Origin of the sequence: Salinibacterium sp. SWN167 (assembly GCF_015864665.1) — a bacterium.
GTDB lineage: Bacteria > Actinomycetota > Actinomycetes > Actinomycetales > Microbacteriaceae > Rhodoglobus.
Genome location: NZ_JADYWU010000001.1, coordinates 1,105,505 through 1,126,744 on the forward strand (window position 1 = coordinate 1,105,505; position 21,240 = coordinate 1,126,744).

Here is a 21,240-nt window from a genome sequence, read left to right on the forward strand (position 1 = left end):
GCACTCCGCGGGGCCATCGACCGGCCATCAAACCGGTGGGAGAGAAGCTAGATCGTTGAGAGACGATGCTCGAGGCCATCCGCAACAAACTTCTCAGCTGTGGCGACTACTGCGGCACCCTGTGCCAGCGTCACAATCGCACTCGTGTCGCCTGACAGCACTGCATCGCGGAACGCTTCGTGCTCAGCACGAAGCGGTTCCTTCTTATCGAGAGCAAAACGAGTAACGTCGCCTTCGCTCACTCCGCGGAACTGAGAAATGTCATCCCACTGGTGATGGCGAACGCCATTTTCGAAGTAGGTCAGATCGGCCGTGAGCGTATCGGCGACGAGAGAGCCATGTTCCCCCGTGATTATTGTCGTGCGCTCTTTGAAGGGCGTAAGCCAGTTGACCGTGTGGCTAACAATGGTGCCTTTGCTGAGCGTGCCAACGGCCAGAACCATGTCTTCGTGCTCGCGACCACTGCGGAACGTGGTGCGTGCATTTATCGAGACGTATTCCTGCTGAGTAACCCAGGCGGTCAGATCGATGTCGTGGGTGGCGAGATCTTTGATGACGCCCACGTCAGCAATGCGGCCGGGAAATGGTCCTTGGCGACGAGTCGTCACCTGGTAAATCTCACCGAGCAATCCGTCTTGGATTCGCTGGCGCGCCGACTGGAGTGCAGGGTTGTAGCGCTCAATGTGGCCAACACCGCCGACCAGGCCGGCCTCGTCAAAGAGATCGCGCAATTCGAATGCTGCTTCCGAGGTGGATGCAACAGGTTTCTCGATCAGCGCGTGAATGCCGCGGCTTGCGAGCATCGTGCCGATCTCCAAGTGGTAAATCGTGGGCGCCGCGACAACGCAGTAATCGAAGCCCATGTCGAGGAAAGTGTCGAGGTCTCGCACTACCGGCTTGCCTTCGATATGAGAGGGAACGGCATCCGAAGGGTCATAAACACCCTTGAATTCGACGCCGTCGAGTTCGTTGAGAACTCGGCTGTGGTGGCGCCCCATGACGCCGAGACCGAGTACACCTGCGCGAAGAGTCATTAGCTGCCTGCCTTTGCTACGTCATTGACGGCATTCACGATCGTTTCGCGTTCCGCTTCGGTAAGGGATGGGTACACGGGCAATGACAAAGCTTGAGTGGCGACTTCGGCCGTCACCGGAAGGTCGAGATCGAGCTTGAACGAGGGCAGCTGGTGGATGGGGGTGGGGTAGTACACCCCGGTGCCAACGCCGCGTTCGGCAAGAGCCGCAGCGAAAGCGTCGCGATCCTGATCGACTACCCGAATCGTGTACTGGTGATAAACGTGTACGGAGCCAGCGGCGACCGGAGGTGTGATGACGCCACTGAGATGCTCGTCGAAAAACGCGGCGTTGGCTTGACGTTGTGCGGTCCAGCCGGCCAGCTTGGTCAGCTGTACGCGGCCAATCGACGCGTGAATGTCTGTCATGCGGGTATTGAATCCCACGACTTCGTTCTCGTAACGACGTTCCATTCCCTGATTGCGAAGCAATCGTGCAACCCGGGCGAGCTCATCGGAAGATGTTGTGATCATGCCACCTTCGCCGGAGGTCATATTCTTCGTCGGGTAGAAGGAGAACGAGCCAGCAATTCCCCATTTACCGACCGGAATGCCGTTGACCGACGCTGCGTGCGCTTGGGCTGCGTCTTCAAAGACCAAGAGATCGTGTGTGGCGGCGATTGCGCTCAGTTCAACCATGAGTGCCGGATGCCCGTAGAGATGCACCGGCATAATCGCTTTCGTTCGCGACGTAATGGCGGCTTCAACCGCGGCAGGATCCATCGAGAAGTAATCCCGCTCGATGTCAACGAACACGGGAGTGGCACCCGCGAGCGCAACGGCGTTGGCTGTTGCCGCGAAGCTGAACGACGGGACGATTACTTCGTCGCCAGCACCGATTCCGGCCGCGACAAACGCCATGTGCAACGCAGACGTACCCGAATTGACTGCAACGCACTGCGCTCCGCCAACGATCGCCGAAAACTCAGTCTCAAAGGCAGCGACTTCCGGACCCTGCGCGAGCATGCCAGAACTCATCACACGGTCAACGGCATCGCGTTCGTCTTGGCCGATTTGGGGCCTAGCTGCGGGGATCACGAATCTTGCACCTCAATCAGAAGGTCGGTAGCGGTTTCTTGATAGCGGGCGCCGGTAACCGGGCACTCCCACAGGCTTGGTGAAATTTCAGTGAGCGGATGCCCGGACGTACCCACCCAGCCGATGCGGCGAGCGGGACTGCCGACCACCAACGCAAACTCTGGAACATCTTTGACGACTACTGAGCCTGCGCCGACGAGCGCCCAACGGCCGATCACGAGTGGTGCGATGCACGTGCTGTTGGCACCAATTGACGCCCCCTCGCGAATATCGACGCCGACCGGTTTCCAATCATGAGCCGATTTGGCAGAACCATCAGCGTTGATTGCGCGAGGAAAATGGTCGTTGGTAAGCACAACGGCCGGCCCGATGAACACGCCGCGACCCAATTTGGCCGGTTCATAGACCAGTGCGTAATTCTGAATTTTGCAGTTGTCGCCGACTTCGACTCCGCTGCCCACGTAGGCTCCGCGGCCAATCACGCAGTTCTCGCCAACCGATGCATTTTCTCGGACTTGTGCGTAGTGCCAAACCCGCGCCGTTGCGGCGATGGAAGCGTTGTCAGCGACATCGGCGGTGTCGTGCTGCAGGGGGTTCACTTGGTGCATTCACACTCCAGAGAATTAGTCGTGGGGAACACGCCAATCCTATTCGTTTGCTCTTTCAATGGAGTACCTCTTCGGCGATCGCCACCGCGGGTACTTCGAGCGCAGGGGACGCTCGTGTATGTCCGTAATTATCGAGGCTGAATCGCCACTGTTCGGTGGCTACTTCGGCAATGATGTCGTGACCGAGCTTTCTGAACTGCACACCCTTGGAGTGGCCGTCGCTTTGCTCTCGCACGGAGCAGATCTGTGCGGACCAGGCTTGTACGCCTCTCACGTCCCAGCTTCGCCGTTCAAAGACGCTTGAAGCGACGCTTCTTGAGATCTGTGCTGATCGTGAAAAGTTCGTCAAGTACGCTGCTCTGGGGCGGGATTCGTGCACTGACTTCACGATCGGCGGGCGTTTCTTAGCTAGCGCATGTGTGGGGCGAAGTGCGGCGCCACGCGCCGTGCCACTCAAAGTGGGTCTTCACATTCTTCCCATTAGACATATCCTGTAACAACGCGTGTTTGCTTGGGGGATTGCAGAATGCACACTTTTTTGACGGCCAGAGCCGGAATTTACCGAGTCGCGGCTATCGCCGCGGCTGTAGCCATGCTGGCGACAGGTGCTGTCGTTTCAGCTCCAGCGACCGCTGCTTATGCCATCAGCGGCAGCGAGTTCGACCCGGGAAACATCATTAGCGACGATGAGTTCTACGACGGTTCCGCGATGACTCAGAGTGAAATTCAGGCATTCTTGAACGCGAATTCTGGTGCGCTCAAGACCCTGCGCCAAGACGTCGAGACGCGAGCGAAAGAAATCTCGCAGACCACCGGAAACTTGATCTGTAACGAGATTAAGGGCGGCAGCAATCTGCTGGCCTCGACGATCATTTATCGGGCACAGGTCGCATGCGGAATCAGCGCGAAAGTCATTTTGGTGACTTTGCAAAAAGAGCAAGGGCTGATCACTAACCCCAACCCCACCTCGTGGAACATCAACAATGCGCTTGGCTATGGTTGCCCCGATGACACCGGTTGCTCCGATGATGCGCAAGGCTTCGGCTTTCAGGTGTTCACGGGAACCCGTCAATTCAAGGCCTACAAGGCCGCTAACTTCGCCAAGCAACCTGGCACCTTCAGCATCGCCTACTACCCGGGTGACAACACCTGCGGCAGTAAGACAGTAAAGATTTCTAACTACGCCACCGCGGCCCTCTACAACTACACGCCGTACGTACCCAACGCCGCAGCGTTAGCCAATCTTGGCGGTGTCGGCGATGAGTGTTCTTCCTACGGAAACCGCAACTTCTGGTACTACTACTATTCGTGGTTCGGCAATCCCACTGACATCACGCCTGATGTTTCCGTTTCTCGGGTGAGTGGAGACGACCGGTTCGTTGTTTCAGCGGCACTCTCCGCTAAGGCGTACCCCGACTCCGGTATCGACCGCGTCTACGTCGCAACAGGAACGGACTTTCCCGATGCCTTGAGCGCGGCAGCTGCTGCGGCGCTATTCGATGGCCCCCTACTTTTGGTGGCATCGTCCAGTGTTCCGTCGAGTACCAGTGCTGAACTGAAACGACTGAAGCCAGCAGAGATAGTTGTTGTCGGAGGCACGGGAGCAGTTTCGAAATCTGTCTATAACAGTCTGGCTGGTTATGCATCAAAGATCTCGCGTATTTCCGGTGATGATCGGTACGAATCCTCGCGGCTGATTGCAGAATCTGCCTTCCCCGCAGGTACGACGACGTCGGCGTATATCGCCACTGGAACGACTTTCGCTGATGCCCTTTCTGCGAGCTCCGCGGCCGCGGCCGACGGTAGCCCCGTGATTCTGGTTCCCGGCAATTCATCCAAGCTAGATTCGGCAACGAAATCGCTGCTGACGAAGCTGGGAATCACGAGCGTGAAGATTGCTGGCGGTACAGCAGCGGTCAGCAGCGGTATCGAATCGAGCCTCAAGTCGTTACTGGGCGCATCCAACGTCGAGAGAATCGGCGGAAGCGACCGATTCGTTGTGTCGGCTGCAATCAATAACGCTGCGTTCGACGATGCCCATACGGTTTATCTGGCATCCGGGTACAACTTTCCTGACGCGCTCTCTGGTGCAGCGGTCGCCGGTGCGCAGTCAGTGCCGCTTTACATCGTGCAAACGACCTGTGTCCCGAAGGCAATGCTTCAAGACATCGTGGATCTCGGGGCGACCAAAGTCGTGCTTCTCGGAGGCACCAGTGCGTTGACTAGTAAAGTCGCAAAACTCACCACCTGCTAACTCCTAGACTGGTTTCATGCGCGTTCTCGTTACCGGCGGAGCCGGCTATATCGGTGCCCACACTGTCCGCCTGCTCGTTGATCGCGGAGACGAGGTTGTTGTTCTCGATAACCTCGGGTCGGGACAAGCTGATCGAATCCGCGATGTGCCGTTCGTCAGGATGGATTTGGCGGCAGCGCCTGTGAGTGAGATCGAGGCTGTGCTCCGAGATAACACGATCGATGCAGTCATCCACTTTGCTGCCCACAAGCAAGTGGGGGAATCCGTGGCAAAGCCTGCTCTCTACTACGCCGACAACGTGGGCGCAGTCGCCAAGTTGCTCATGGCGATGGAAAATGCGGGTGTCAACAAGCTCGTGTTCTCGTCGTCTGCTGCGGTGTATGGCAATGCCTCAGGTGCGATTTCAGAGGCTGCCCTAGCGCAGCCCATTAGTCCGTATGGTGCCACCAAGCTGGTCGGTGAGCAGATCATTACAGCCGCGGCCGAGGCTTGGCCATTGAGGGCCGCCAGCCTGCGCTACTTCAATGTCGCAGGAGCCGGCAGCGCCGAGCTCGCAGACACGGTGGCCTTCAACTTAATTCCTATCTGTCTTGATCGGATCGCCGACAATCAGCCGCCCGTAATTTTTGGTGACGACTATGACACTGCAGACGGCACGTGCGTGCGTGATTACGTACATGTCGTGGACGTTGCTGAAGCGCACCTGGCTGTCTTGGATGCCCTTCCGCGCGACCCGGGAAACATCATTTTGAATGTCGGCACCGGAATAGGCACGAGCGTTCGTGAGATCGTCGACGCTCTTATCGAGGTGTCAGGAACACGCCTATTGGCTGATGTGCAACCTCGTCGTGCGGGTGATCCTGCGGCGATCGTCGGTGATATCAATGCGATCAAAGCGTTCACAGGGTGGAGTGCCCGCTTCGGTGTCGAGGACATCGTGAACTCAGCGTGGGATGCTCGTCAGTCTGCGTCTGCGCGGCGATAGAACCTAAATTCCGGGCGAAACACTCGAGTCGAGCGCACGGCGCCAGCTGAGCTCTCGCGACGCTTTGACGCAGCACACGACGAAAGTGAGCCAGCCGAAGTCGGTCAAGATTGAGCTCTCTGCAAGTGCACCGATAGCTAGTGCCAGTAGCACGAGAGCGGGCCAGGCAAAGACGATGCTGCGCCGGCGGGAGGCTAAAAGCCATGAGCGCGTGAAAGCTAAGCCGAGCAGTCCGACAAAAATGAGAAACCCGACGACGCCGAGTTGGAACCATACATCGAGGTACGCGTTGTGTGCGGAGTCGGGTACCCGGGAATCAAAGGATCTGAACGCGAGATACGGTGCGACGGTGGCATCCCACGGACCGATCCAGCCCCAACCTTCGAGCCGATAATTGTCTTCTAGCGTCCATAACTGCCGCCACACGCCCACTCGATAGGCGAGTTCATCGCTCGCATCGAACCACGCCACGATTGTTGTTCGAGAAAGCCAGCTCAGGAGCAGGGTGGCCGCGGTGAATGCCATCAGAAGTATCTGCCAATAGCGTCGGCGCCCGGAGGGAACTCGGCGCAGAGCAACAAGCGCGCCGGTGGCAGCGGCAATGATTAGCCCAGCCCCGAGGGCGAGCGGAGACTGCGACAGCAAGAGAACTAGCGCCGCTGTAATGAGTGAACCGATCGCGAGATTGCGTTCGACGGATCGTGTTGAGTATTCGATCGCGAAGGTGATGAACGCGATGAGGGCGATCATGCCGAGATTATTCCGAGTGCCGAAAATACCTTGGATTGGTTCCGCTGTGCCCAGGTTTCCTTGGATCAGAAGCGCATCTAACGAGGAATCGAAAATGAGGCCCGTGAGAATCTCAAAAACCAGAGAGACCACGAGAGCTGCCCTCAGCACATCACCAAAAGCCCGCACGATTTGGATTGTGTCGCGCACCAGGGCGACATAGATACCCATAATGGTGAGCATCAGCAAGTAGAGCGCACTCGCTACGCTCTCCGCACGGTACTGCGACCATGCCACGGAGAGCCAGACCCAGCCCGTGAAAAGGATGAGTGAAATCGGCACCAGGGCACGCCAGCCAATATCCTTCCACTGCGCCCATGCCGACAGCGAGACAAGCACGACGAGGAGCACCAAGGCGGCGAGAAAGCCAGGAGTGCCTAAAACGGTTCGCAGAAAGAATGCCGCTACCGTGGTGCCGATGACGACAGTGCTGAGCGCTGCGGACGTTCGAGGCGACGACAGGATCACCGCGCCGGCATTCGTCGCGGTGTTCAGGGCGGAGCGGGAAATCATTGACGAACTCCCGCCCAGTCGGGGCGTTTCGCCTTCACCGCAATAATGACGAGTAGGTACAAGCCGTATTCCCCAAGCAAGCGGCTTTCGGGGATCGATTGCACGGCCAGGGCGATCATGACGAGCACGGGCCAGACCGAGCCGGCGGTGAAGGCCAGTCGTTCACCGGCAGCGCGCTGGGGCCGGTCAGTGGCGAGTGACCACGTGCGAATCAGCGTCGTCAGCACTAGCGCGCCAAAGAAGGCGACGCCCACGAATCCGAGCTGGAGCCAAATATCAAGCCAGGCATCGTGTGCCTGCACCTGCACAACGCCGTTGCGCTGCGCGAGACCGGCGAACGGCTCTGCCCAGGGCATCCAGACGCTGACCCACCCCCAGCCGAAGCCGGTTCGTTGTTGCGCAAGCTCGCTGACGCTCTGCCAAATTTCGGCTCGTCCGGTGAGATCTTCGCTCTTGCTGAGTAACGCAAAAACGGATTCACGGAACATCAGCGCCGCTGCGATGGCAGCGGCGCTGAGTGCGACAAAGGTGATCTGAGCCACGGCACTCGATCGAGACGTGCGGCGAGTACGGATAATAAGGATCGCGGTTGCCGTAACGATCACGGCGACCAGGGCAAGCGTGACAGTTGCCGACCTCGCCAAGAACAGCGTTAGGCCAGCCAGCGCGAGCCACGTGATCGATGTGAAACGTTTCGTGGTGCCTTGAGCCCATTGGATAGCGAACACAATTAATGCGAGAAGCGCGAGAAAGCCTATGTGGTTGGCGTTGCCAACGATGCCTTGGATCCGGCCGCCATCGAGGGCATCAAAGAGCACGTTACGCGACCAGAGCAACATGATGGGCAGCGGGCCATCCGGGTTCACGGTGAGCTCTGGTTGCGGCGCGAGCGGAGCGACGGGGTGGCGAATGATGGTCGCGACGATTAGCTCAAAAGCGATCGATAAGCCGAGAAGAATGCGGAGTGCTCGTGCCGTAGCATCGAGAACTTCTTGCCACGAGAAGCTGGTTGCTACGGCGAGTGCGCCGATCACTGTCAGCCATGTGTTGAGCAATCCCAGCGCGGTGGCGCCGGGATAAAATGACCAGATAATTGACAGTGTCGCCAGCGCCATGAACGCGATGAGCGGATACGGGAGACCACCGATGCTCCACTGCTGACGGTTGGCAATGAGAATGTACAGCGACACTGCGCCAAGCACCACGGCTAGGGTGACAAAAACACCCCAGCCGAAGGAGTAGCGCCAGGCGTCGCCGCCTAAAATGACTAGTAGCGACGCGCTAAGAAACCACGCCCGCGCCCGGGGGCTTGCTAAAAGTCGCATGACGCAAGATTAGACGAATGCTGCCTTGCCTGTGATGGCGCGACCCACGATGAGCGTGTTCATTTCGCGAGTTCCTTCATAGGAGTAGATCGCTTCAGCATCAGCGAAGTGGCGCATTACTCCGTAGTCGAGAACGATTCCGTTGCCGCCGAGGACTTCGCGGCACCAAGCGACAGTCTCACGCATCCGACTTGCTGTGTATTCCTTGGCAAGGGCTGCATGCTCATCCTTCTGGATGCCCTCATCGAGCATTTCGGAAACTCGAGTAACCATTCCGATGGAGGCAGTGATGTTACCGAGGCTCTTGGCGAGGTGTTCTTGAACGAGTTGGTGGCTGCTGATGGTCTTGCCGAACTGCACGCGCTCGCCGGTGTATTTGACGGCGGCTTCGTACGCTCCGATGGAGTTTCCGACTGCAGCCCACGCCACTTCGGCGCGAGTAAGGCGCAACACTGCTGCGGTGTCGCGGAACGATGTGGAGTTCTGCAGGCGGTTCGACTCCGGAACGATGACATCCTCAAGAACAATGTCTGCGTTCTGCACGATGCGCAGCGCCTGCTTGTTCTCGATGCGGGTGGCTGAGTAGCCGGGGGTGCTCGTCGGAACGATGAAGCCCTTGACCTGGTTGTCGGCTTCGTCGCGTGCCCAGATGATCGTGACGTCGCTGATTGAGCCGCTGCCGATCCACCGCTTTGCACCGTTGATGATCCAGTTGTCACCCTCGCGCTTGGCGACGGTCTGGAGTCCCTGTGCCGTATCGGAGCCGGAGAGCGGCTCAGTGAGGCCGAAGGCGCCGAGCAGTTCACCCGAGGCAAACTTGGGCAGCCATTCGTCGCGCTGTTCTTGCGAGCCAGCCACACCGATCGCTCCCATGACAAGACCGTTCTGCATTCCGACCAGTGTGGCGACGCTGGCGTCTACCCGAGCAAGCTCGAGGGCGACCCAGCCGCGGAAGACCGCCGAGTTGGGGAAGGGCTGGGTTTCAGCCCACGGGAGACCGAAGAGCCCGAGGTCGGCGAGGCCCTTGAAGATCACGTCACGATCGAAGAACTCGGCCTTGGCCCACAGATCATTGGCGATCGGGCGCACCTCTTTATCGAGAAATGCGCGCAGCTTCAGGATGGTGTCTTTTTCCTGATCGGTCAGCGCATTCTCGTAGCCGTAGAAGTCGCTGCTGAGGGTCTCAAATGACATAGTCTTCGCTCCATTGCTTATCGAAATCACTGCGATCCTAAAGCGTGAGTACGCGTCGTTTCTAGACGGTTGGTACTTTGGGCTAACGCTTCGAGAAGAGTGGACTGAATGTTTGTAGGCATCACTAATACGCCTCGCGATTACGCGTGGGGCTCCGCTGGCGAAATCTCTGCGCTTCTGGGCACGGAGCCGACGGGAAAGCCCGAGGCGGAGCTCTGGCTCGGTGCGCACCCGGGGAGCCCCAGCGTTATCCTCGACCCCGCGCAGGCGGGAGGCGCGAGCGATCTGCACGAGTGGATCCAGCGCGACGCCGTGCACGTCGTGGGCGAGGGAGTCGAGCGGCTTCCCTTCCTGCTCAAGGTGCTCGCTGCGGGAGCACCGCTCTCCTTGCAAGCTCATCCCACTCCCGAGCAGGCTGCTGAGGGCTTCGCGCGTGAGAACGCGGCAGGCATTCCGTTGACGGCGCCATTCCGCAACTACAAAGACGCGTCCGCTAAGCCAGAACTTATCGTTGCCGTGAGTGACACATTTGAGGCGCTGTGCGGTTTTCGCTCGATGGCCGACACCCGAGCATCCATCGATCGCCTTGCTGAATTGGATGCCGCCAGCAGCGCCCCGCACCTGGCCTTGTTCACCGAGTGGTTGGCTTTCGCTCGCGCTGATTCCGACTTGCGGGCGATGTTCGAGTGGCTCATCTCCGCCGCGCAGCCAGTGCCGGAGCTCGTGGAGCGGGTTACCGCGCTCGCCGAAGCTGACAAAGCGAGCAACGAATTCGCCCTCGTGCGCACGCTTGCCGGCTACTACGCCGGCGACCCCGGCGTGTTGATTTCGTTGATGTTGAACCATGTGACGCTCGCCAAGGGCGAGGCGCTGTTTTTGCCTGCGGGCAACATCCACGCCTATCTGCGGGGGCTGGGCATTGAGCTCATGGCGTCGTCTGACAACGTGCTGCGCGGTGGACTCACTCCGAAGCACGTTGATGTTCCCGAACTATTAAGCGTTCTCGACTTCTCGGCGAGCCCGGTGCCCTATCTGGCCCCCGAGCCCGTCGGGGCAACAGCACGAGTGTTCCGGCCGCCCGTGCGTGACTTCCAGCTTCTTGAAGTGGCCAAGGATGCGACGCTCGAGCTGCACAGTGCGGCAATCCTGTTGTGTACGGCCGGGCAATTCGTTGTCGACGGTAGCGAGAACTCAACGTCGCTCTCGCGCGGGGAAACAGTTTTCGTGACGGGCGATGAGAGTGTGCTCACGGTGCGGGGCGCCGGTCAGTTGTTTGTGGCGGCAACGCAATAGTGTTGCTGTCGCTGGAGGCGCGTGGAGGGCTTGCCGTTGGTGAGACTGTCTCGGTGCGCATTCAAGCGCTGTTCGTCTAGCGGTTGCGCGTGAAGGATGGCGCGCTCATCGTGGTGATGACGAAGTCGGATGCTGTCCCCACCGAGGTCGAAGCCGAGCGGCCGCCTGCCGCCCCTGCACGACCGTTGAAGTTCCAGTAGCGTTACTTCGGCCGACGTGTTGGCTCGGAACCTCGGCAGAGCTGACCGCAAGCAAGAGAGATCACTATGAAGCGCGCATTCATTACCGGAATCACCGGCCAAGACGGGTTGTACCTTGCTGAGCTATTGCTCTCGAAGGGCTACAAAGTTTTCGGCCTCATGCGGGGCCAGAACAACCCGAAACGCGAACTGCTTGAGCGAGTGATTCCGGATGTTGAAATTCTCACGGGGGACCTCACCGACCTGTCGAGCCTCATGCGCGCCATGAGCGTTGCAAAGCCCGACGAGTTCTACAACCTCGGCGCTATTTCTTTCGTCGCATACTCGTGGGAGAACGCGCACCTCACCAGTGAAGTTACCGGAATGGGCGTGCTCAACGCGCTCGAAGCGGTGCGACTGCACACTGCCGCTACCGGCCAAGAAGTTCGGTTCTACCAGGCATCCAGCTCTGAGATGTTTGGCAAGGTTCAGACTGTTCCGCAAGACGAAGACACCCTGCTCTGGCCGCGCTCGCCGTATGGGGTTGCCAAGGTCTACGGCCACTACATGACCATCAACTATCGCGAGTCCTATGGCATGCACGCTTCATCTGGCGTGCTGTTCAACCACGAATCCCCGCGCCGCGGCCCGGAGTTTGTGACCCGCAAAGTTACCCGAGCCGTTGCGCGAATCTCGCTAGGGCTCCAAGACACTCTCACCCTCGGCAACATTGATGCTCAGCGTGACTGGGGCTTCGCCGGCGACTACGTGGAAGCAATGTGGCTGATGCTGCAGCAGGATGAGGCAGACGACTACGTCATTTCGACGGGAGAGACGCAGAGCATCCGAGTGCTTCTCGATTTCGCTTTCGCCGCGGTAGGAATTGACGACTGGACCAACTACGTCACCTTCGACGAGCGCTTCATGCGGCCCGCCGAGGTCGACCTGCTGGTGGGCAACTCGGCGAAGGCGAAAGAAAAACTCGGCTGGGAGCCGCGCGTCAAATTCCCCGAGCTCGTCGCGATGATGGTCGAAGCTGACCTTGCCGAACAGAAAACGCTCGCCGGTCTCTCGTGACTCGTGCACTGATCACCGGCGTTACCGGCCAAGACGGCTCGTATCTCGCCGAACTTCTGCTCGCGCAGGGCTACGAGGTGCACGGCGTCACCCGTGAGTCCGGTGAACTCGTGACGCCGGGAGTTGTCGCCCATGAGCTCGATCTGGCGGCAGACAGTGCGATCGGCGAGCTCATCGAAGAACTGCAACCGAACGAGATCTACAACCTGGCAGCGCTGAGCTCCGTGTACCAGTCGTGGCAGAATCCGACCCTCACTGCGCGACTGAACGGCGCGGTCGTGGCAGAAATGCTCGCAGCGGTTAAGAAGATTCACGACCGCGGCGACGCCGACATCCGCTTCGTTCAAGCCTCGAGCGCGGAGATCTTTGGCACGCCAAGCGTCTCTCCGCAGAACGAGAGCACTCCAGTGCGCCCCACAAGCCCCTACGGCGCCGCTAAGGCCTATGCTCACGGACTCGTCGGGGCGTACCGCACTGCCGGCGTTGCGGCCTCTTCTGTGATTTTGTACAACCACGAGTCGCCGCGTCGACCCGAAACGTTTGTGACGCGAAAGATCACTGCGGCTGCTGCACGAATTTCGCGTGGGCTGCAAGACACCCTTGAACTCGGAAATCTGGATGCCCGCCGCGATTGGGGCTGGGCGCCGGATTACGCTGATGCGCTCGTTAGAGCAGCGCAGCATCCGCAGGCCGATGATTTCGTGATTGCGACGGGAGTTTCCCATTCCGTGCGAGATTTCGTGGCCGCTGCATTTGAGCGGGCGGGCGTCGACGACTGGTCTGAGCGCCTGACAGTCTCCGATTCTTTGCTGCGCACGGGGGATGCTGCCCTACAACTGGGGGATGCGAGCAAGGCTCAGCGGATCCTAGGTTGGACTCCACAGGTTGGGTTTGATGAAATTGTGGCGGCGATGGTCGACCACGATCTCGCTTTGCTGAGTTAATTTAAGTCACGGCGCGCCATAACCCTTAACTCGTAGTCGAGGCAATTATGATCTGCGACTTGACTCTCGGGAACTACACCGGTGTAATTATGTAACGCGATTTGATGCAAAGCATTAAAAGCGGAGGGGAGAAAGACCAGATGGGCAACAGCGGATACCGCGCGGGAGTTCCCGACGACTGGTTTGTCGACCCTGTACGACTAGGGGTTCCCGGAGTTCGTCAACCTCTCGCCGATGAAGACGGCAATGCGCTCTCTTGGCAGACCGACTCACTCTGCGCACAAACAGACCCCGAAGCGTTCTTCCCTGAAAAGGGCGGGTCAACTCGCGACGCAAAGAAGATTTGTTCCTCGTGTGAAGTTCGCAGCCAATGCCTCGAATACGCTCTCGAAAACGATGAGCGTTTCGGAATCTGGGGCGGTCTCTCTGAGCGCGAGCGTCGCAAGCTTCGTAAGCGCGCGAGCTAGTCAGCCGAGTGGAGCCGTAACCCCGAATTGGGGCGGCTCTCAGACTCGCGGCTCTGCAGCGCGTCGAGTGTAAAACTGCGCGAGCGGCGCATAGTCTCAAACAAATGCAGCCGAGAGTCACCGCAGTACTAGTCGCCCGAAACGGTGCGAAGTACTTGCCACGAACACTTGCCGCGATCGCGGCCCAATCTCGACGACCCGATTCGGTCATCGTGGTTGATGCTGAGTCGAGCGATGAGTCACTGGCTCTCATGGCAGACTCGGCCCCGGCGCAAATCGCGGACGCTCACGCGCACAAGACTTTTGGTGGCGCGATCGGTGCTGCGCTTTACACCGCAGCGCCGCAGGCCACCGAGAACGAATGGTTGTGGCTGCTCGCGCACGACAGCGCTCCGGATCCGAATGCTTTGCGTGCACTGCTCGGCGCCGTCGAAATTGCGCCGTCAGTGGCTGTTGCCGGTCCTAAATTGGTGCGGTGGGACGATCCGTCCGTAATCTCCAACTTTGGTGAAACACTGACACCTCTCGGGCGATCGGTCGGACTCGTCAACGACGAACTCGACCAAGCCCAGCACGATGTGCAGACCGACGCCATGGGCGTGGCCGGCGCTGGCATGCTCGTGCGTCGCCAAGTGTGGACGGCGCTCGGCGGCTTTGACCCGAAACTTACCTCGGTGGATGCGGCACTCGACTTCTGTATTCGTGCCCGTTTGGCTGGCCACCGCGTCGTTGCGGTCGCGGATGCTCGGGTCGCAAGCTCTGGCGGACCGGAACTCTTTGGCAAGCGCTCGATCTCGGCGGCGGCTCACAACCGGGTGCAGCGCTTTGCCCAACTGCACCGCCGACTCGTCTATGCGCCCGCTCTCGCAGTGCCGCTTCACTGGCTCACGCTGTTGCCTCTCGCGATCCTGCGGTCGCTCGGCCATCTCGTCGCGAAACGTCCAACGGCAATTGCGGGCGAATTCGCTGCCGCTTTTGCTGCGATCTTCGATGGGGGAGTCGTGGCGGCACGCCGCAATCTCCGCCGCAATAAGCAGGTGGGGTTCGCCGCCGTCGACCCGTTGCGGATGTCGTGGGCGGAGCTTCGTGAAGTGCGAGCGCATGAACGTCAGGGGGCTGCGCCCGATGCGGCCTTCGAGGTCGAGCGTCCCAAGTTCTTTGGCAACGGCGGCGCCTGGGTAGTGCTCTTGGCTGGCATCCTCGGCATGGTCAGTTTTTCCCGGTTTGTTGATGCTGTTGCGCTCACCGGCGGTGGACTTCTGCCGCTCTCGACGACCGTTTCTGAGCTGTGGGCTCATGTCGGCTACGGCTGGAACGATCTCGCGCAGGAGGTAGTTGCGGCGGATCCATTCGCGGCCGTTCTGGCGATACTGGGCTCGCTGACCTTCTGGAATCCTTCGTTCAGCATCGTGATGCTGTATTTGTTGGCGTTGCCACTTGCCGCGCTGGCGGCGTGGTTGTGCGCGGCTGCCATCTCCGAACGCACGTGGGCACCAACGCTCGCGGCCGTTGCGTGGACGGTTGCTCCGAGCTTCCTCATCGCGCTGGGGGAAGGACAACTGGGCGCGGTTCTTGCTCATATCTTGCTGCCCTGGCTGATTCTCACGGCGTTGCGTGCTGCCCACAATTGGGCGATGGCTGCACTGGCTGCGCTGCTCTTTGCCGTGATCACCGCCTCAGCGCCGAGTTTGATTCCGGCTCTGTTGATTGGGCTTGTGGCATGGATCGTGTTGCGTCCCAAGTCGACTCATCGCCTGATCTGGATTGTGATTCCCGCGGCCGCACTGTTTGCGCCGCTCGTCATTCAGCAGTGGGGTCGCGGTGCTCTGCTGGCGATCTTTGCCGACCCTGGCCTACCGGTAGCCCGCGAGGCATCAAGCGGTTGGCAATTGGCGATCGGTAGCGTCGTTCCGGGAACCAACGGGTGGAGCGAACTTCTCTCGACCCTCGGCCTTAATGATCGCTATGGTCCGCTGCTCGTGGCGCTGTTGCTCGCGCCGTTCGCAGCGCTCGCCCTCATGAGCCTCTTCGTGCCCGGCACCCGCCGCGCTGTTCCCTCCCTCGCGCTCGCCCTCTTAGGCTTCGCCACCGCCGTCGCGGCTACTCACTTGACCGTGAGCGCCTCGGGTGAATCCGAAGTAACCGTCTGGGCTGGTGCCGGTCTCAGCCTCTACTGGCTCGGGCTCAGCGGCGCCGTGATCGTCGCGATTGACAGTCTTGGTCGTCATGCTGCGCTTCCCGCCGTTGTCGCCCTCATCGGTATCCTCGGTATCGCAGCGGCACCGCTGTGGTCGCTGGCTTCCGGTGCTGTGCCCGTTACGACAAGCAATGGACGTTTGCTGCCGGCCTTTGTGGCGGCAGAGTCCACTCAACGCGATGGACTCGGCACTCTGCAGATCACCGTGACCTCCGATTCCACCATTGCGGTCGACCTGCACCGTGGTCGTGGCTCCGGACTTGACGAGCAGTCAACGCTTGCTGCCACGAGCACAGAACTCTCCGACGCAGAACTCGTCAACGCGACGCTCGCCGGCAATATCGCCTCCCGCAGCGGCTACGCGATCGCGGATGAGCTCAACGACCTGCAGATCGCCTTCATCGTGCTTACCCCGGCGACCGATTCCGACACCGCCGAGACGCGTCAACGCATCATCGAAGCCCTCGATGGCAACAGCATCCTGAACCCCATTGGTGATACCGCTCAGGGCTACCTCTGGCATTACCCCGAACTTCGCGAAGCCGAGATTCCGGTCGGTGCGAGTAACACCGAGACCAATTGGGGGCAGATTGTGCTCACCGGCCAGGTCGTCGTCTTCGGTCTTACTCTGCTGCTCGCGATTCCGACGACTCGTCGCCGTCGTCTCAAAGCCGCCAAAGCCGAGAGCGCCGTCACCGTGATTGAGGCGAACCAATGATCGACAACGAACTCACCCCAGACGAAGCCGCTGCGCTGCCCGATCAGCCCACCGGCGAAGAGTTCGATGATGACCACGAACTCACCGGCGCCCCCGAGCCGGAATCAAGCACAAAACGCCCGGTGTCAGCCAAAGCCGCTGCCGCCGTCGGCGCGCGAGTTATCGTCGGAGTACTCGGTATCGCAGTCGCCGCCGCCGCGGTGCTCGGGTCGAGCTTTGTTGATCTTCCGTCGTACACCGCGACACCGCCAAGCGAGCTCGTTGTTCCGGTGCCCACAGCGCAGCAGCTGACGTGCCCCGGGCCGCTCTTGCGGCTCTCTGACGATTCGGGTGCCGAGGCATCCACTGTCTTCACCTTGGGGCAGGCCCTCACTCGTTTCTCGTCGAGCACGGGCAGCGTTGAACAGTCGGGCATTACCGCCTCGGATGCCGAAGCCGGTGAAGCTGTTGCTGAACCGTTGGTGTTGAGTGCTGCTCCCGACTCGCAATCTCCCGACTCTCTCGTGCGGCTGAGCGGTGCGCAATCGCAATACGTGAAGATCGGTGACTATGTGGGCTTCGCGGCTGCTGGCTGCCGTGCTGTCGGCGGCGATAGCTGGCTTGTGGGCGGTTCGACAACCACCGGGCGCACGACGTTGATTTCGCTGATCAATCCCACCGAAGTTGCCTCGACAGTCACCCTCGACATCTTCGACGAGCGTGGGATCGTGTCGGCGGCCGGAACCACCGGAATCGTGGTTCCGCCCAATGGACAGCGAGTCTTGTCGCTTGCGGGGTTTGCACCGGGCATCTCTTCTCCCGTCGTGCACGTGACGAGCACTGGTGGCCAGATCACGGCAGAATTGCAGCAGTCGATCGTGCGCGGGCTCGACGCTGGCGGTGTCGAGATCGTGGGCGCAAGCCAACCGTCTTCTCGCTCGGTAGTGATTCCTGCCATGGTTGTGACCAGCCTTAAGGCCATTCAGGCTTTGCGCGGTACCGCAACCGAAACGGATGACGTGATTGCGGCTATCCGGGTGCTCGTGCCCGGTGAGACACCGGCGAGCATCACCACAACACTGACACCGACGGATCCCGAGCGTGACCCCATTGAGTTCACCCTCGACCTGAGCGCTGGTGTTGTCACCGACATCCCGATTGAAGAACTCGCCACCGGCACCTACACAGTTCAGATCGAATCGGACGAGCCCATCGTTGCCGCTGCCCGCACGACCTCCGCCGTAATCAGCGCGAGCGACAAAGTTTCGGCGACAGACTTTGCCTGGTTCACCTCGAGCCCGGCGCTCAGCGGTGACACCCAATTCACGGTGGCTCCCGGGCTGGATGCCACCGTCAACGTGACCAATGCTGGCGAGACCGCAGTTGAGGTGGCTCTCACCGCCGACGCGGGCTTCAGCGAGGAGTACACGATCGAGCCGGGCACGAGCGTCAGCGTGCCGGTATCGAGCGGACGAACGTTTACGCTCACCCAGAGTGGCCCGGTCTATGCGAGTGTCACGCAGGCGGAGAACGGCTTCATTGCGGCGTATTCGATTGACCCGCAGACGCCGGGTTCGTCGCCGCTGACCGTCTTTCCTTAGCCGTTAGAAATTGCGGAACCGCTCCGGGGCGAGCTCCCAGGGCTCTTTGCCGATGTACTCGGCAACGGCCTGAAAAACACAACTTTCGATAAGCATCCGCTTATGGAGTTCGTCATCGCGGTGCAGCCTGGCCATGCGCTCGATGGGCAAACGGTAGAGAATGATGCGTTTCTCATCCGGTAGAGCGGTCCAGCGCACGATCTTGCTGCCCTCGGGGCTACTGCCGGGCATAAGCCCGAGCTCGAACCGAGCACTGGCGAGTTCCTCTGGCCACATTTCTTTCAAATACTGGGCAGCAGACGCGACCGTGAGCTCGAAGTTTCCGTTGCGACTACTCAGCAGCGGAAGGTGAGGACCAGTGACGGCGGAACGGATGCCGCGACCGTGACGGTCGCGCCAGTTGCCCCGCACAGAGCGCGTAGACGCTCGCTTCGATGATCTAGCCACGTCCTTATTGTACGACCGCCAGTTGCCCAACTGTGGGCGCACAGTCGTAGGCTAGGGCTCACAATGAATCAGCGCCCGTGCAGCAAGGTCGCCTGCAACTCCGAAGCAGTCGCCACCCTCACCTATGTCTATGCCGACTCGATGGCAGTTTTGGGGCCGCTGAGCTACAGCGCAGAACCACACACCTACGATTTGTGCGCCCGCCATGCTGATCGACTATCCGTGCCTCAGGGGTGGCAGGTCGTTCGCCATGTAGTTTTGGGGCATGAGCAAAGCTAACCCCATCGATCTCGCACCATTTATCAAGGCGTACGACGTTCGTGGCCTTGTTGGTTCTCAGCTCACCGACGATGTTGTCGAAGCTCTTGGCGCCGCATTCGCTGATGAAGTGGATGCCGCGGGCCACGAAATCATCGTCGGCCACGACATGCGCGACTCGTCTCCGGGTTTCGCTGCAGCGTTCTCGGCGGGCGCTCGCGCTCGTGGCGCCAACGTCGTTCTCATCGGACTCTGCTCGACGGACGAAACCTATTTTGCGTCCGGTTCGCTCAATGCCCCGGCCGCCATGTTTACCGCTAGCCACAATCCGGCGACGTACAACGGCATCAAGTTCAGTCGCGCGGGAGCCCAGGGAATCAGTTTCGCAACCGGCTTGAAGTCGATTCGTGACCGCGCCCAGCAGTATCTGGCTACGGGAATCGAAGCGGTTTCCGCGGTTGGCGCCCAGCGAGAGCTCGATGTGCTTGGCGACTACGCCAGCTACTTGCGCAAACTTGTAGATCTCAGCGGCATCCGCCCCATTCGTGTCGTTGTAGATGCCGGCAACGGCATGGGCGGCATGACGGTTCCGGCTGTGCTCTCGACGGCGGCCGGTTTGCCGGCACTTCCCATCGAGATCATCCCCATGTATTTCGAACTCGACGGCACCTTCCCCAATCACGAAGCGAACCCGCTAGAACCCGCCAACATCGTTGACCTGCAAAAAGCAGTGCTCGAACACGGTGCGGATGTCGGGCTCGCCTTCGATGGCGACGCCGACCGTTGCTTCGTGGTCGACGAGCGCGGAAATCCCATGAGTCCCAGTGCTGTTGCCGCGGTTGTGGCCCTGCGAGAGATTCAGCGGGTGCGCGCTTTACAGCCCGAGGGCGACATCCGTGTCATCCACAATCTGATCACGTCACGAATTGTGGCCGAGACGATCGAAGCCGCGGGGGCGATCCCGGTGCGCACCCATGTTGGCCATTCGCTCATCAAGGATCAGATGGCGGCAACCGGCGCGATCTTTGGCGGCGAACACTCGGCGCACTATTACTTCCGCGATTTTTGGGGCGCCGATAACGGGATGCTCGCCGCGATGCATTTGCTTGCCGAGTTCGGTTCGCAGCCGGAGCCCCTCTCGGTGCTCTCCGATCGCTATTCGCCCTATGCGGCGAGCGGTGAAATCAATTCGGTGGTGGACGATGTTCCGGCAGCTACCGCTCGCATTCGCGCGGCCTTTGAGGGCGATGCCGAGTTCGATGAGCTTGATGGCCTCACCGTCACTGGCACGACGGCACCGGGCGAACCCTTCTGGTGGTTCAACGTGCGTCCGTCGAACACTGAGCCATTGCTGCGGCTCAACGCCGAAGCCGGCGATCAGGCAACGCTTGAGACCGTTCGCGATCGCGCGCTTGCGTTGATTCGCGCTTAGCCGCGGTCGCTTGGAAAGCCGCGGGGAACACCGGTCAGCGCGGGGGAGAGGGCAGCAAGCCGTGCCTTCTCGCTAGCAAGCGCGACTGTCTCGCGCTCTCGCCGCAGAGCACTGACGGCACCGAGCAGCACTTCTGGCTCCACGGCGGGCAGCGGAGAAACGTAGGCGGAGGCCTCGTGCGCAAGGTTCAGAGCGTGCTGGTGGCGCGTCATCGGCGTATAGCCGGGGGCGGCAACCAGAAAGTGGGAGATGCGCCGGGCCAGAGCATCTGGCATCTTGGCGACATCGGCGGTGCGAGCCCAGTCGGCCAACTGGCCAGGTAGCTGCACCACAGGGTTCGAGAACTTCGACACACGTTCGTATTGGGCGTAGGTGCCCGCAACGAGATCGCCGAGGCGCTGTGCGCGAGTGTTGAGCAACGCCACGATTGCTGCTAAACCACCCGCGGTCATGAAGATTTCGAGCACACCGATCAGGGCGCGGATGAAGGCATGGCGAAAGCCAATCGCGCCGCCATCGTTGCGAACGATGCGGGCTCCGATCGCAAGCTTGCCGAGGGACTTGCCGCGGCTGAGCGTTTCGACGGCGGTAGGGATGACCACGAGGCAGATCACGGTCGCGCTGACGGTAAGAGCCGTGGCGATTGCCTGGTCGAGACCGGCAGCGGTCGCGAAGGCGAATGCGCCGATCAGGAGTCCGATGAGAGCGGCCGCGTAGACAAGAAAATCGATCATGGTGCCGGCCGCTCGCAAGACAAAACTGGTCGAATGCAGCTCCAACGCAACGGCTTCACCCGTGATGAGCTCATCGGGTTCGTCACCATACGCAAATGTGTTCGTCGTTTGTGGGCTCGCCATGACATCATTTAAG

19 protein-coding genes are annotated in these 21,240 nt (G+C 60.3%); 10 read left to right on the forward strand and 9 right to left on the reverse strand.

What is annotated here, in order from left to right; translation table 11 throughout:
• Window positions 1-47 precede the first annotated feature (47 nt).
• From I6E60_RS05295 to I6E60_RS05310, 4 genes are read right to left on the reverse strand one after another with little or no spacing between them, the layout of a single operon-like run.
• Window positions 48-1,034 (reverse strand): Gfo/Idh/MocA family protein, encoded by a 987-nt coding sequence (locus tag I6E60_RS05295; protein WP_197179169.1) that lies wholly within the window; start codon window positions 1,032-1,034, stop codon window positions 48-50.
• Entirely contained in the window at window positions 1,034-2,110 is a 1,077-nt protein-coding gene (locus I6E60_RS05300) for a DegT/DnrJ/EryC1/StrS aminotransferase family protein (RefSeq protein ID WP_197179170.1), read from the reverse strand. The genes I6E60_RS05295 and I6E60_RS05300 overlap by 1 nt, the downstream gene beginning before the upstream one ends.
• Window positions 2,107-2,718 carry an acyltransferase gene (locus I6E60_RS05305; protein WP_197123715.1) on the reverse strand — a complete coding sequence of 204 codons (612 nt, stop codon included), beginning with the start codon at window positions 2,716-2,718 and terminating at the stop codon, window positions 2,107-2,109. Before I6E60_RS05305 ends, I6E60_RS05300 begins: the two co-directional genes overlap by 4 nt.
• 55 nt (window positions 2,719-2,773) lie before the next feature.
• On the reverse strand, window positions 2,774-2,953 hold the full coding sequence (locus I6E60_RS05310) for a hypothetical protein (protein WP_197179171.1): 180 nt from the start codon (window positions 2,951-2,953) through the stop codon (window positions 2,774-2,776).
• Window positions 2,954-3,244: 291 nt separating this feature from the next.
• Between I6E60_RS05310 and I6E60_RS05315 the strand changes: the two genes are divergently transcribed.
• Together I6E60_RS05315 and galE are read left to right on the forward strand one after the other, a co-directional pair.
• Window positions 3,245-4,972 carry a cell wall-binding repeat-containing protein gene (locus tag I6E60_RS05315; protein ID WP_197179172.1) on the forward strand — a complete coding sequence of 576 codons (1,728 nt, stop codon included), beginning with the start codon at window positions 3,245-3,247 and terminating at the stop codon, window positions 4,970-4,972.
• 16 nt (window positions 4,973-4,988) lie between these two features.
• The gene (gene galE, locus I6E60_RS05320; protein WP_197179174.1) at window positions 4,989-5,957 is read left to right on the forward strand and encodes a UDP-glucose 4-epimerase GalE; all 969 of its coding nucleotides are present in this window, start codon (window positions 4,989-4,991) and stop codon (window positions 5,955-5,957) included.
• Between the two features lie 3 nt (window positions 5,958-5,960).
• Here the strand turns inward: galE and I6E60_RS05325 are convergent, their stop codons facing one another.
• From I6E60_RS05325 to I6E60_RS05335, 3 genes are read right to left on the reverse strand one after another with little or no spacing between them, the layout of a single operon-like run.
• Window positions 5,961-7,259 carry an O-antigen ligase gene (locus I6E60_RS05325; protein ID WP_197179176.1) on the reverse strand — a complete coding sequence of 433 codons (1,299 nt, stop codon included), beginning with the start codon at window positions 7,257-7,259 and terminating at the stop codon, window positions 5,961-5,963.
• Complete coding sequence (locus I6E60_RS05330) at window positions 7,256-8,584, reverse strand: O-antigen ligase (RefSeq protein ID WP_197179178.1); 1,329 nt, start codon at window positions 8,582-8,584, stop codon at window positions 7,256-7,258. Before I6E60_RS05330 ends, I6E60_RS05325 begins: the two co-directional genes overlap by 4 nt.
• 9 nt (window positions 8,585-8,593) lie before the next feature.
• Complete coding sequence (locus tag I6E60_RS05335) at window positions 8,594-9,778, reverse strand: acyl-CoA dehydrogenase family protein (protein ID WP_197123722.1); 1,185 nt, start codon at window positions 9,776-9,778, stop codon at window positions 8,594-8,596.
• Window positions 9,779-9,886: 108 nt separating this feature from the next.
• Between I6E60_RS05335 and manA the strand changes: the two genes are divergently transcribed.
• The 6 genes from manA to I6E60_RS05365 all read left to right on the forward strand — a co-directional run bounded on the left by manA (window position 9,887) and on the right by I6E60_RS05365 (window position 18,233).
• Window positions 9,887-11,071, forward strand: coding sequence for a mannose-6-phosphate isomerase, class I (manA, locus tag I6E60_RS05340; protein WP_197179180.1), 1,185 nt, complete (start codon window positions 9,887-9,889; stop codon window positions 11,069-11,071).
• 266 nt (window positions 11,072-11,337) lie between these two features.
• The gene (locus I6E60_RS05345; protein WP_197179182.1) at window positions 11,338-12,327 is read left to right on the forward strand and encodes a GDP-mannose 4,6-dehydratase; all 990 of its coding nucleotides are present in this window, start codon (window positions 11,338-11,340) and stop codon (window positions 12,325-12,327) included.
• Entirely contained in the window at window positions 12,324-13,271 is a 948-nt protein-coding gene (locus I6E60_RS05350) for a GDP-mannose 4,6-dehydratase (protein WP_197123728.1), read from the forward strand. The genes I6E60_RS05345 and I6E60_RS05350 overlap by 4 nt, the downstream gene beginning before the upstream one ends.
• A gap of 140 nt (window positions 13,272-13,411) precedes the next feature.
• On the forward strand, window positions 13,412-13,738 hold the full coding sequence (locus tag I6E60_RS05355; RefSeq protein WP_197107160.1) for a WhiB family transcriptional regulator: 327 nt from the start codon (window positions 13,412-13,414) through the stop codon (window positions 13,736-13,738).
• Between the two features lie 104 nt (window positions 13,739-13,842).
• Window positions 13,843-16,653 (forward strand): glycosyltransferase family 2 protein, encoded by a 2,811-nt coding sequence (locus tag I6E60_RS05360; RefSeq protein WP_197179184.1) that lies wholly within the window; start codon window positions 13,843-13,845, stop codon window positions 16,651-16,653.
• On the forward strand, window positions 16,650-18,233 hold the full coding sequence (locus tag I6E60_RS05365) for a DUF5719 family protein (protein WP_197179186.1): 1,584 nt from the start codon (window positions 16,650-16,652) through the stop codon (window positions 18,231-18,233). The genes I6E60_RS05360 and I6E60_RS05365 overlap by 4 nt, the downstream gene beginning before the upstream one ends.
• Window positions 18,234-18,236: 3 nt before the next feature.
• Here the strand turns inward: I6E60_RS05365 and I6E60_RS05370 are convergent, their stop codons facing one another.
• Window positions 18,237-18,680, reverse strand: a complete 444-nt coding sequence (locus tag I6E60_RS05370; RefSeq protein ID WP_197179188.1) for a metallopeptidase family protein — start codon at window positions 18,678-18,680, stop codon at window positions 18,237-18,239.
• A 63-nt stretch (window positions 18,681-18,743) separates the two neighbouring features.
• Between I6E60_RS05370 and I6E60_RS05375 the strand changes: the two genes are divergently transcribed.
• Window positions 18,744-18,959 carry a DUF3499 family protein gene (locus I6E60_RS05375; RefSeq protein ID WP_197123735.1) on the forward strand — a complete coding sequence of 72 codons (216 nt, stop codon included), beginning with the start codon at window positions 18,744-18,746 and terminating at the stop codon, window positions 18,957-18,959.
• On the forward strand, window positions 18,946-20,370 hold the full coding sequence (locus I6E60_RS05380) for a phosphomannomutase/phosphoglucomutase (protein ID WP_197123737.1): 1,425 nt from the start codon (window positions 18,946-18,948) through the stop codon (window positions 20,368-20,370). The genes I6E60_RS05375 and I6E60_RS05380 overlap by 14 nt, the downstream gene beginning before the upstream one ends.
• On the opposite strand, the gene I6E60_RS05385 is transcribed toward I6E60_RS05380, so the two are convergent.
• Window positions 20,367-21,227: an RDD family protein gene (locus I6E60_RS05385; protein ID WP_197123740.1), complete on the reverse strand. Its 861-nt coding sequence runs from the start codon at window positions 21,225-21,227 to the stop codon at window positions 20,367-20,369. The two genes, I6E60_RS05380 and I6E60_RS05385, sit on opposite strands and share 4 nt — an antisense overlap.
• Window positions 21,228-21,240 lie beyond the last annotated feature (13 nt).